The following is a 12,501-nucleotide window of genomic DNA, read 5'->3' as shown; positions in this document are numbered from 1 at the left end:
ATAAACGCTGACCAGCCCAAAACGAGTGCTTAGTCAGAGTTTGTCTTCATTTAAAATTAGAAAGTGACCCGCTGATAATCACGATATTGCGGTGTCCAGAAATTATGCTCAATCGCTAACTGCAAGTCCTCAATACTTACTTTAGGCGCCACCCCATCCTCAATGGCAGCAAGGGCTACCTTTAATGCAATCTGCTTTGAAATAGACTGCAAATGATCGAGACTTGGCAATAAATCCGCTTGTGGGTCTTGCAACTTAGGCGAACAATCCGCCAGAGCATTACTAGAAGCCATCAGCATATTATCTGTAACACGCTTCGCACCCGAAGCAATCACCCCCAACCCAATTCCGGGGAAAATATAAGAATTATTGCATTGTGAAATATGATGGATTTTTTCCTGATAATTCACCGGTGCAAAGGGGCTACCTGTGGCAATCAGCGCTCTACCCTTAGTCCATTGCAAGATATCTGCCGGTACTGCTTCTACCTGTGAAGTCGGATTGGATAAAGGGAAAATAATTGGCTGCACGCTATTCTCAGCCATAGCTTCAACCACTTCCTGCGTGAATAATCCCGGTTGCCCCGAAACCCCAATCAGTACTGTTGGCTTAGCATGCTTCACGACATCTGTTAATGAAATCATGGCTTCAGCATCTGCCCAGCTTTCTACATGTTCAAGAGGCTGTGCCAATTTACGCTGAAAATTCAGTAAATTTGGCTGATTTTCAGTGATCAGACCAAAGCGGTCAACCATAAATATCCGTGCACGTGCTTCGCTATCGCTCAAGCCTTCCGCAATCATTTGTTTAATGATCTGTTCCGCAATCCCGCAACCAGCTGAACCGGCCCCCAGAAATGCCACCACCTGATCTTTCAACTGCTTGCCTGCTGCACGTGAAGCGGCAATTAAACTTCCGACCGAAACCGCAGCGGTTCCCTGAATATCATCATTAAAACAGCAGATGCGATCACGGTATTTTTCCAGCAAAGGCATGGCATTTTTCTGCGCAAAGTCTTCAAACTGAATCAATGCATCCGGCCAGCGCTGCTGAATGGCCTGAATCACCATTTCGACAAAAGCATAGTATTCATCGCCGCTGATCCGCGGTTCACGCCAGCCCATATAAATCGGATCATTCAGCAATTGCTGATTATTGGTGCCGACATCGAGAGTGATCGGTAAGGTATACGCCGGGCTGATTCCACCACAGGCAGTATAGAGCGCCAATTTACCAATCGGAATCCCCATTCCGCCAATCCCCTGATCGCCTAAACCCAAAATGCGTTCGCCATCGGTAATCACAATCACTTTCACGTTCTTTTTATTAATATTGTGAATAATCTGCTCGATCTGATCGCGATCCGGATAGGAAATAAAGATCCCGCGATGACGGCGATAAATATCAGAAAAGCGCTGACATGCCTCCCCTACAGTCGGGGTATAAATAATCGGCATCATCTCGCTAAGGTGATTTTCAATCAGGTGATAAAACAGGGTTTCATTGGTATCCTGAATATTACGCAAATAAATATGCTTGTTGATATCACTATTAAAAGCACAATATTGCTGATAAGAGCGCTGACTCTGCTCCTCGATGGTCTCGGTCACATGAGGAATTAAACCATGCAAATTAAAGCTTCTGCGCTCTTCTTCAGTAAATGCAGAACCTTTATTGAGTAACGGGAGTTCTAATAAGGTATTTCCGGCATACGGAATATATAAAGGGCGTTTACTGTTCAAATTTTCTCTGGGCATTATTTAACTCTTCTAATCAATCCTCGGCACTTCGCCGAAAACAATGACATCACTATCGTTATTTTATATAGCCTATCCTGATTTTAGCCTTTTGGGGTATTTAGTAAATTGATAATACTTTTAGCAGGATTTTATAATCTGATAACGTAGCGTGATAGGAGAGATTTTGGTTAATTTTGTAATAAATTTCTTTTATCCATCAAAAATGCTTGTTCTATTTTAAAATCTCACTGATTTAAAATGGGTTATGGCCTATTTAAATAGTGTTGATCTTTTTCATACTGCTAAGGCAGAAGATTGATTTGACAAAAAGTTAAAGCTCATCAAGGATAAAGTATAAATTCAATAATATAAATGAGTATAAAAATGAGTGAATTCCAGCCCCTTTATCAAGCTGATATTTTAGGCATCGGCTATGAGCAAGCCACCTTGAGCTTTCCAGATGACTATGAGGGCAAAGTTGTAGCAACCCTGATACGTAAAAAAGCAGCGCAGCCTACTCCTAAAGCAGTTTTGTATATTCACGGATTTATTGATTATTTCTTCCAGACTGAAATGGCGGAACGCTTTAATCAGCAAGGTTTTGATTTTTATGCGCTGGATTTAAGAAAATATGGCCGTTCGATTCTGCCGCATCAGAACTATTATAATGTGCATGAGCTGTCTGAATATGATGCAGAAATTAGCCAGGCACTGGATATTATCGCAAGCGAGGGCCATGATGCTGCCCTGCTCTGTGGTCATTCTACCGGCGGCCTCATCACGACATTGTTCGCGGCACATCACCCTAATCATCGGTTAATCAAAGCACTCTGGGTCAACAGTCCATTTTATAACTTTAATATGAATCCGATAAAACGTGCGCTCGGCATCCCGCAGTTAAGCAAACTGGCGAAAATTTTTCCCGACCTTAGATTTCCGAGTGAGTTAAATAAATGGTATGCCACCAGTCTGCACAAGGATTTAAAAGGTGAATGGGACTTCAGTCTGGACTGGAAAAAGACCCGCTACCCAAGGGTACGGATCAGTTTTATTCGTGCCATCTATGAAGCACAAAAAGAAATTCATCGCGGCATCGAACTCGATATTCCGGTTCTGGTCATGCATTCGCATCAGACTTTATATCCCAAAAAATGGGGCAAGGCAGCGCAAACTAGTGATGTGATTTTGGGAGTTAAAGACATTCAGAAATATGCCAAAAAAATTAAAGCTGATGTCACGGTTCAAAGCATTCAGAATGGTTTACACGATCTGGTGCTTTCAGACAAATCTGTACGTGAACAGGTCTACCAGCAGCTGTTTCAATGGCTCAACAGCAAAGGATTATAATGCCGGCAAACAGGAAAGATGATTTTAGGCTCCTGTTTTCTGTTGAGTGTTTTGATTGAGTAAAATGGCCCTCTTGAATGTAATCCGCAACCATCAGAAATACATGAATCCTTCGATTTTTTAAGCACCAGTTAAATGCTTATTTCTTAGGATAAGCTTCGATTAAATATAAAATTTAATTCCTATACTTCATATTCCAAATGTTGTCTTTTGTAGCAAGCGTGTAATCAAAGCACCACCTGTCTTTTTCCCTCTTTATAGTAGAGCTGACTGCTGAAACTGTAGCATTTTCAATTGAGAAAATAGGGTCAGCATGTACCAATAACAATCATATAAAGGAATAGATTATGCGTTATGCAGACCCCAATACTGACGGTGCAAAAATTCAATTTAAAGCCCAATACGACAACTTCATTGGCGGCGAATGGGTCGCTCCAGTCAAAGGCGAATACTTTGACAATATCTCTCCGGTAGATGGCAAAGTCTTTACCAAAGTGCCGCGCTCTTCTGTAGAAGACATCGAATTGGCCCTGGATGCAGCGCACAAGGCCAAAGCACAGTGGAATAAGTCCTCGCCCACCACCCGTTCCAATATCCTGCTAAAAATTGCAGATCGTCTGGAACAAAATCTGGAACTGCTGGCGGTGGCAGAAACCTGGGACAACGGCAAGCCGATCCGTGAAACCTTAGCGGCCGATATTCCGCTATGTATTGATCATTTCCGTTATTTTGCCGGCTGTATCCGCGCTCAGGAAGGCGGCATTTCCGAGATTGATGAAGATACCATTGCCTACCATTTCCATGAACCGTTGGGTGTGGTGGGTCAAATCATTCCGTGGAACTTCCCGATCCTGATGGCGGCCTGGAAACTCGCACCTGCCTTGGCAGCAGGCAACTGTATCGTGCTGAAACCTGCGGAACAAACCCCGGTCAGCATTTTAGTTTTAGCTGAACTGATTCAGGACATTTTGCCGCCGGGTGTACTGAATATTGTCAATGGTTATGGTATCGAAGTCGGTCGTCCACTCGCGACCAATCCGCGCATTGCCAAGATTGCCTTTACCGGTTCAACCGCAGTCGGTCAGCAAATCATGCAATACGCCACCGAGAATATTATTCCGGTAACACTGGAACTTGGCGGAAAGTCACCGAACCTGTTCTTTGCCGACATTATGGATCAGGAAGATGATTATCTGGACAAGGCACTGGAAGGCTTTGCCATGTTTGCTCTGAATCAGGGTGAAATCTGTACCTGTCCTTCTCGTGCCTTGGTGCAGGAAAGTATTGCCGATGAGTTTCTGGCGCGTGCGGTAGAACGGGTGCAACGCATTAAAACCGGCCATCCACTCGACACCGACACCATGATTGGCGCACAAGCTTCGCAGGAACAGCAGGATAAAATCTTAGGCTGTATTGCTACTGGCCGCGAAGAGGGTGCACAAATTCTGACCGGCGGTGAAGCACGTCAGGAAGTGGGACAAGGTTTTTATATTGAACCGACCATTTTCAAAGGCACCAATGACATGAAAACCTTTCAGGATGAAATCTTCGGGCCGGTGCTGGCGGTGGCGACATTTAAGGACTTTGATGATGCCATTAAAATCGCCAATGACACTATTTATGGTTTAGGAGCAGGTGTGTGGTCACGTTCAGCACACACCTCTTACCGTGCAGGACGCGCGATTCAAGCGGGTCGGGTCTGGACCAACTGTTATCATATTTATCCTGCACATGCGGCTTTCGGTGGCTATAAAAAATCAGGGATTGGCCGTGAGAATCACAGAATGATGCTGGATCATTATCAACAGACCAAAAACCTGCTGGTGAGTTATTCAACCAAACCGGCTGGTTTCTTCTAAGTATGAATTTTCTCAAAAGCGAACTGCGGTTCGCTTTTTTGTTTTATTCAAGTTTTTTAATATCTGGTAAATTTTTCTGCTCTTGATCGTTGACCAGCAAAATAAAAGCCTGAAAATCACAAAAACAGGAATAAAACTGTATAAAAAAACAAATTAATACTTTAACTTAGAAGGACTTCGCCTAAGTTTTTCATTTTTTATGCATTTTAACTGTTCAAAAAACCTGCATAAAGCCCTGGCTTTCATTTAAAGTCGGCTTTTCATGATTCCCAAGACTGTGTATAACATTGAACCACTATAGGGAAACTAATAAGCATAGGCAAAATTGCTTAAAAAGCGTTAGACTATGTACCCAATAATGTCATGATTCGGTCTGATCAAGATCAAAAAAGAAGGTGAAGGTTGATGCCGCTCAATACTGTTGAAGAGCTTGTAGCAGATATCCGTGCAGGAAAAATGGTCATCCTGATGGATGATGAAGATCGTGAAAATGAAGGCGACTTAGTGATTGCTGCCACGCACGTACGTCCTGAAGACATCAACTTCATGATCACCCATGCACGTGGTCTGGTCTGCCTGACTTTAAGCAAAGAGCGTTGCCAGCAGTTGAATCTGCCTTTGATGGTCGATGCAAACGGTGCCCAGCATGGAACCAATTTTACCCTGTCAATTGAAGCAGCCAAAGGTATTTCTACCGGGATCTCACCGGCTGAACGTGCGCACACGATTCAAACTGCGGTGGCTGCTCATGCCAAACCGGCAGATATTGTACAGCCAGGACACATCTTCCCGCTGATGGCGCAGCCGGGTGGCGTATTGCACCGTGCCGGGCATACCGAGGCAGGTTGTGATCTTTCTCGTTTAGCAGGACTGGAACCGGCTTCGGTGATTTGTGAAATCATCAATGAAGATGGCACCATGGCGCGCCGTCCGGATCTTGAAGTTTTTGCTGAAAAGCATGGTTTGAAAATTGGCACCATTGCCGACCTGATTCATTACCGCATGACCAATGAGCAAACGGTTGAGCGTCTCGATCATCAAAAACTCGACACTGAATACGGCACATTTGATTTATATCGTTATCGTGAACTGGGCAACCCGGATATTCATTTGGCCCTGGTCAAAGGCGAGCCTAAACAAGGCGTGACCACCGTTCGTGTACATGGTTTTAATCCGACCCGTGATTTGCTCAAACTGAAAAAACAGGACGGCGAACCGGCCTGGAATTTAGACCGTGCACTAAAAGAAATTTCCAATAGTGATCGTGGTGTACTGGTCTGGATTGGGCAACGTCATTTACAGGATTTGGGTCCGGCTTTAGATACCTTAAATGCACCAAAAAATGTAAAATCAAATGCTGCACTGTCTCAGCAGTATCAGACCATTGGTGTCGGTGCACAAATTTTGCGTGATTTAGGCGTTGAAAAAATGAAGCTGCTCAGCTCTCCATTGCGCTTCAATGCACTATCAGGCTTTAACTTAGAAGTGGTGGAATACATCACCGCACAACAAACATCTTAAGAAATCATCGAGGTTGCTATGGCAGTTCGCCGTATTGAAGGTATGTTACATCTCGCGAACGAAGACCGTTATGCGATTTTAGTTGGTCGTTTTAACAGCTTTGTGGTTGAACATCTGTTAGAAGGTGCCATTGATACATTGAAACGTCATGGTGTATCAGAGGATAATATCACTGTTGTTCATGCCCCTGGTGCCTGGGAACTTCCTGTAGTTGCGAAAAAACTGGCAGCTTCAGATCGTTTCGATGCCATCATCGCGCTTGGCGCCGTGATTCGTGGTAGCACGCCTCACTTCGATTTCGTTGCAGGCGAATGTGCCAAAGGTTTAGGCGTGGTTGGCCTGGACACTGGCTTACCTGTCATTAACGGTGTACTCACTACGGACAGTATTGAACAAGCGATTGAACGCTCTGGAACAAAAGCAGGCAATAAAGGTAGCGAAGCTGCCCTGACTGCGATTGAAATGGTTAACTTGTTAAAGGCTATTTAACGCTATGTCGCAAACACTTCAAGCAACTTATGCAGCAAAACGTAAAGCACGTCGCTTTGCTGTACAAGGAATTTATGAATGGCAAATGAGCCACAATCCGGTGCATGAGATTGAAGCACGTACGCGTGTGGAAAATGCCATGCATAAAGTGGATCTGAGCTATTATCATGAATTGTTGACTCAAGTGGTTGCCAATCATGAAGCATTGGATGCGCTCTTAATTCCGGTACTCGATCGTGAACTTTCAGCACTGGATGGTGTTGAACTTGCGACCCTTCGTCTTGGTGCATATGAACTCAAAGAACATCTTGAGATTCCATATCGTGTGGTTCTAGACGAAGCGATCGAGTTGGCTAAACATTTTGGCGGTGCCGACAGCCACAAATACATCAACGGTGTATTGGATCGTTTAGCGACAACTTTACGTGCAGCAGAAAAGCAACAAGCCAACTAATTAAAGTCGAATTGTTGTATGGCTGAATTTTCGATTATCGACACCTATTTCAATCGCAAGAATACCCGTTCTGTCGATTTAGGCGTCGGTGACGATTCAGCCTTGCTCACCCCTCCACCTCAGCAACAACTGGTCATCTGTGCCGATACACTGGTTGCTGGACGACACTTTCCTCTCGATACAAATCCGCATGCGATTGGCTGGAAATCGGTTGCTGTTAATCTTTCCGATATTGCCGCGATGGGTGCAAAACCGCATAGTATTCTTCTGGCATTGAGCCTACCCCAAATTGATCATGACTGGCTCAAAGCCTTTAGTCAGGGTTTATATGATTGTTGCGATCAATTTGGCGTGAGTTTAATCGGGGGTGATACCACCCAAAGTCCGCATCTCACTTTATCTGTGACAGCCTTAGGCTGGGTCGATATTGGCCAAGCGGTGCCACGCTCAGGTGCAAAACCAGGTGATCTGATCTGTGTCAGTGGAACTGTCGGCGATGCTGCTTTTGCCTTAAATCATTTAGGTCATCCGCTACAGAAACGTCTGGACTATCCGACGCCACGCTGTCAGCTCGGTGCCGCCTTAAAAGGTTTGGCGCATAGCATGATTGATGTCTCGGATGGTTTGGCCCAAGATCTTGGACATATTCTCAAAGCCTCGCAAGTCGGTGCCAAGCTACAACTGGAACACTTACCGATCAATCCTGCCCTGCAGGCCTTAAGTGAAGCACAAAAATGGCAATATGCACTGGCCGGTGGCGACGATTATGAATTATGTTTTACAATAAGCCCGCAAAATTACGAAAAATTATTGCAAAAACAACTTGATGTTTCGATTAGTATAGTCGGCACAATTCAGCAGCAGCACGGCTTAACTTTTGAAAAAGATGGCGTAGATCATTTGCTTCAATTTAATGGGTATCAACATTTTGCATAAACCTGCGATCAATTTTAAAGCCATGTCATGGATCGACCGACTGATTGTCTTTAGTGGGGTTGGTTTTGGTTCCGGTCTGGCACCTAAAGCACCTGGTACCTTTGGTTCGGCTTTTGCACTTTTATTTATCCCGATTTGGCTGCATCTTGGTTTTCTAAACAGTGTTTTTGCCATTGCTATCATGTCCCTGATTGGCATATATATTTGTGGCCACACAGCCAAGGTCATGGGCGTACATGATGATGGACGCATTGTCTGGGATGAATTTGCCGGACAATCCATCACATTTTTACCCCTGATCTACTTAGGTCAGATGAACTGGTTATGGTTGCTGGTCGGTTTTGCCCTGTTCAGATTATTTGATATCTGGAAACCCTGGCCGATCCGGGTCATTGACCGTCAAGTGGACGGTGGCTTCGGCATCATGCTGGACGACATTATTGCCGGCCTTTGGGCTGCTCTTTGTATTTTGCTTTATTTTTACTTCATCGTGGCATAAGCCATATTTAGGATTAGAACATGTCAACGACTGTTATTATTCTTGCTGCAGGTAAAGGAACGCGCATGCGCTCTAGCTTACCGAAAGTATTACAACCCCTTGCAGGACGTCCTTTACTGGGTCATGTCATTGAAACGGCAAAAAAATTAAACGCAGATAATATTATTACCATTTATGGTCATGGTGGTGACCAGGTTCAGTCAGCATTTGCACAATACGCTATTAAATGGGTAGAACAGGCTGAACAGCTCGGTACCGGTCATGCAGTGCAAATGACCTTACCTGTCCTGCCTCAAGATGGCGTATCACTGATCCTCTCCGGTGATGTACCCTGTATTAATCCTGTGACCTTGCAAAAATTACTCGATGCCACTACAGCAACCGGCATTGGTCTGGTAACCCTTACCCTGCCAGATGCCAGTGGTTATGGTCGCATCGTGCGTAAAAATGGTCAGATTCAGGCCATTGTTGAACATAAAGATGCAACGAACGAGCAACGTCAGATCAAGGAAATCAATACCGGTATTTATGCCGTCAGCAATGCTAAATTACATGAATGGCTGCCAAATTTAAGCAATGACAATGCGCAGGGTGAATATTACCTGACTGATATTGTCGCGATGGCTTTGGCAGATGGTATGCAAGTTGCATCGGTAGAACCTGAGCAGGCTTTTGAAGTTGAAGGGGTAAATGACCGTGTACAGCTCGCTGCTTTAGAGCGTCAGTTCCAGTCTTATCAAGCCAAACAGCTAATGCAACAAGGTGTACATCTGATTGATCCGAGCCGTTTTGATTTGCGTGGTAATTTAACTGTCGGTCAAGATGTACAGATTGATATCAATGTCATCATCGAAGGTGATTGCGAGCTGGGCGACAACGTTGAAATTGGCGCTGGCTGTATTATCAAGAATACCAAGATTGCAGCTGGGACCAAGGTTCAGCCATATAGCATTTTCGATAGCGCCATCGTTGGGGAAGATACCCAAATTGGACCTTTTGCACGACTGCGTCCGGGTGCGAAGCTTGCTGCCGAGGTGCATATCGGTAACTTTGTAGAAGTGAAAAATACCACAATTGGCGTAGGCTCTAAAGCCAACCACTTCACCTATCTCGGGGATGCTGAAATCGGTGCCGGTTCTAATATTGGTGCAGGTACCATTACCTGCAATTATGATGGTGTGAATAAATTTAAAACCATCATTGGTGATCAGGCTTTCATTGGTTCGAACAGTTCATTGGTTGCACCTGTGAAAATTGGCAATGGTGCTACAGTGGGTGCAGGCTCGACGATTACTCGTGATGTGGAAGACAACAGTTTGGCGGTAGAACGTTCTAAGCAATTTGCCAAAGAAAACTATCCACGTCCGCAAAAAATCAAGAAATAAGGGGGAATAAATATGTGTGGTATCGTCGGTGGCATTGCAGAACGTAGCATTACCAATATTTTGATTGAAGGCTTAAAACGCCTGGAATACCGGGGTTATGATTCAGCAGGTTTGGCACTCATCAACAATAGCCAGGTCCTGCGTGAACGTCGTGTCGGCAAGGTCGCGAACCTTGAACAGGCCGTGAATGAATCACAGATCAGCGGCTCACTTGGCATTGCACATACACGCTGGGCAACCCATGGCAAACCGACTGAAGAAAATGCCCATCCGCATATTTCTGAAAATGTGGCAGTGGTTCATAACGGGATCATTGAGAACTATCAAGAACTCAAAGATGATCTTGAAGCTTTGGGTTATGTCTTTACTTCACAGACCGATACAGAAGTGGTTGCACATCTGATCAATGACGCCCTGAAATCCACCCCCAGCTTAATGGAAGCTGTGCGCCAGGTGGTACCACAACTCAAAGGTGCTTATGCCCTAGGTATCGTGCATACAGATCATCCGGATGAACTTATTACCGTACGTGAAGGTTCGCCACTCGTCATTGGTGTGGGGATTGGCGAGAACTTTATCAGTTCTGACCAGCTGGCGCTGCTCCCGATTACCAACCGTTTTATCTACCTGGAAGAAGGTGATATTGCGCGTTTGACCCGCAGCACGATTGAAGTTTTCGTCGATGGTCAGCTGGTCGATCGTCCGGTCAAGGAACTGGATGCTGCGGTCAGCAATGCCTCTAAAGGTGAATATAAGCACTACATGCTCAAAGAAATTTATGAGCAGCCTGAAGCGATCAAACAGACCATTTCTCAAGCCTTAAATGGCAATGACCTGCGCGAAGACTTCCTTGCCAGTGCAGAACAAGACTTCGCAAAAATTCAGCAAATCCAGATTATTGCCTGCGGTACCAGCTACCATGCCGGCATGATCGCCAAGTACTGGTTTGAACAGCTGATTGATCTGCCTTGTCAGGTCGAGATTGCCAGCGAATTCCGTTATCGCACGCCAGTTATTGTGAATCACACACTCTATGTGTGTATTTCCCAATCCGGTGAAACTGCCGATACCTTGGCTGCATTACGTGATACACAGAAACGTGCCGCTGCCAAAGGATTGGATATCACCACGATGACCATCTGTAACGTGGCCACTTCATCAATGGTACGCGAAACTCAGCATAGCCTGTTGACCCTGGCTGGCCCTGAAATCGGTGTGGCTTCAACCAAAGCTTTTACCACGCAACTTGCTGCATTGATGCTGCTGGTACTGAAAATCGGTTCTGTGAAAAATACGATTTCTACAGAAAACATGACGGCAATCACCACTGGACTTTGGCATATGCCTAAAGTGATTCTGGATACCTTGCGTCATGATAATGAGATTTTAGGTCTTTCTGAGCTGTTCGTAGAAAAACAGCATTGCCTGTTCCTGGGCCGTGGTACGCATTTCCCGATCGCACTGGAAGGTGCACTCAAGCTGAAAGAAATCTCCTATATTCATGCCGAAGGTTATGCGGCAGGTGAGCTGAAACATGGTCCATTGGCCCTAGTGGATAATGACATGCCGGTGGTGATTCTGGCGCCGCAGGATGACATGCTGGATAAACTGAAATCCAATATGGAAGAAGTTCAGGCACGTGGTGGCGAACTGTTTGTCTTTGCCGATGAAAATAGTGGTATTAAAGCCAAAGAGCGCCAGCATGTGGTACATATTCCGGCAGTCGATGCTGTCTTGGCACCGATTGTATATAGCATCCCGGTGCAGTTACTGTCTTATCATGTGGCAGTGCTGCGTGGTACAGATGTCGATCAGCCACGTAATCTGGCAAAATCGGTTACGGTAGAATAATTAAAATTGAATCAGGGCTGGGGAATGTTTTTGAGTAATAAAGTTAAATACTAGGTAATAAATAATCATACTTAGTAATAAAGTTTCATACGAATTTTCAAAATAAAGAAAATATATTCATTATTTTCAGTATTTTGTAATTTTGGTATGAAACTTTTTTTTATTTTGATAGGATTAAATTTAGACTAGCCCTGCCTATAGTATGATACTTTAATAAATACAATATAATTTTGGAACCAATAAAAACAAATACTTATGCACAACAAAGGATGAAACTTTATTACTCTCATATAGGTATGAAACTTTTTTTTATTTTGATAGGATTAAATTTAGACTAGCCCTGCCTATAGTATGATACTTTAATAAATACAATATAATTTTGGAACCAATAAAAACAAATACTTATGCACAACAAAGGATG

10 protein-coding genes are annotated in these 12,501 nt (G+C 44.4%); 9 read left to right on the top strand and 1 reads right to left on the bottom strand.

Annotated elements, in window-relative coordinates; translation table 11 throughout:
* Positions 1 to 56: 56 nt before the first annotated feature.
* Positions 57 to 1,757, bottom strand: coding sequence for an NAD-dependent malic enzyme (locus FTV29_RS10090; RefSeq protein ID WP_180001350.1), 1,701 nt, complete (start codon positions 1,755 to 1,757; stop codon positions 57 to 59).
* A 366-nt stretch (positions 1,758 to 2,123) separates the two neighbouring features.
* Between FTV29_RS10090 and FTV29_RS10085 the strand changes: the two genes are divergently transcribed.
* From FTV29_RS10085 to glmS, 9 genes are all read left to right on the top strand, one after another.
* On the top strand, positions 2,124 to 3,086 hold the full coding sequence (locus FTV29_RS10085; RefSeq protein WP_159138732.1) for an alpha/beta hydrolase: 963 nt from the start codon (positions 2,124 to 2,126) through the stop codon (positions 3,084 to 3,086).
* 347 nt (positions 3,087 to 3,433) lie between these two features.
* Positions 3,434 to 4,945 carry an aldehyde dehydrogenase family protein gene (locus tag FTV29_RS10080; protein WP_180050399.1) on the top strand — a complete coding sequence of 504 codons (1,512 nt, stop codon included), beginning with the start codon at positions 3,434 to 3,436 and terminating at the stop codon, positions 4,943 to 4,945.
* Positions 4,946 to 5,350: 405 nt separating this feature from the next.
* Positions 5,351 to 6,466 carry a bifunctional 3,4-dihydroxy-2-butanone-4-phosphate synthase/GTP cyclohydrolase II gene (gene ribBA / locus FTV29_RS10075; RefSeq protein WP_180075476.1) on the top strand — a complete coding sequence of 372 codons (1,116 nt, stop codon included), beginning with the start codon at positions 5,351 to 5,353 and terminating at the stop codon, positions 6,464 to 6,466.
* An 18-nt stretch (positions 6,467 to 6,484) separates the two neighbouring features.
* A complete protein-coding gene (gene ribE, locus FTV29_RS10070; RefSeq protein ID WP_004280926.1) occupies positions 6,485 to 6,955 on the top strand; it encodes a 6,7-dimethyl-8-ribityllumazine synthase in 471 nt (156 codons plus the stop codon).
* 4 nt (positions 6,956 to 6,959) lie between these two features.
* Positions 6,960 to 7,409: a transcription antitermination factor NusB gene (gene nusB / locus FTV29_RS10065; protein WP_004728813.1), complete on the top strand. Its 450-nt coding sequence runs from the start codon at positions 6,960 to 6,962 to the stop codon at positions 7,407 to 7,409.
* Positions 7,410 to 7,427: 18 nt separating this feature from the next.
* On the top strand, positions 7,428 to 8,345 hold the full coding sequence (gene thiL / locus FTV29_RS10060; RefSeq protein WP_180001352.1) for a thiamine-phosphate kinase: 918 nt from the start codon (positions 7,428 to 7,430) through the stop codon (positions 8,343 to 8,345).
* Entirely contained in the window at positions 8,323 to 8,844 is a 522-nt protein-coding gene (locus tag FTV29_RS10055) for a phosphatidylglycerophosphatase A (RefSeq protein WP_100535393.1), read from the top strand. The genes thiL and FTV29_RS10055 overlap by 23 nt, the downstream gene beginning before the upstream one ends.
* Before the next feature lie 20 nt (positions 8,845 to 8,864).
* Positions 8,865 to 10,229 carry a bifunctional UDP-N-acetylglucosamine diphosphorylase/glucosamine-1-phosphate N-acetyltransferase GlmU gene (gene glmU, locus FTV29_RS10050; protein ID WP_180075475.1) on the top strand — a complete coding sequence of 455 codons (1,365 nt, stop codon included), beginning with the start codon at positions 8,865 to 8,867 and terminating at the stop codon, positions 10,227 to 10,229.
* Positions 10,230 to 10,241: 12 nt separating this feature from the next.
* Positions 10,242 to 12,080, top strand: coding sequence for a glutamine--fructose-6-phosphate transaminase (isomerizing) (gene glmS / locus FTV29_RS10045; RefSeq protein WP_180075474.1), 1,839 nt, complete (start codon positions 10,242 to 10,244; stop codon positions 12,078 to 12,080).
* Positions 12,081 to 12,501: the final 421 nt, after the last annotated feature.

This window comes from Acinetobacter sp. YH12254, assembly GCF_013417415.1.
GTDB lineage: Bacteria > Pseudomonadota > Gammaproteobacteria > Pseudomonadales > Moraxellaceae > Acinetobacter > Acinetobacter pseudolwoffii.
The sequence above is the reverse complement of the archived record's forward strand: the minus strand, read 5'-3'. Positions and strand labels throughout refer to the sequence as shown.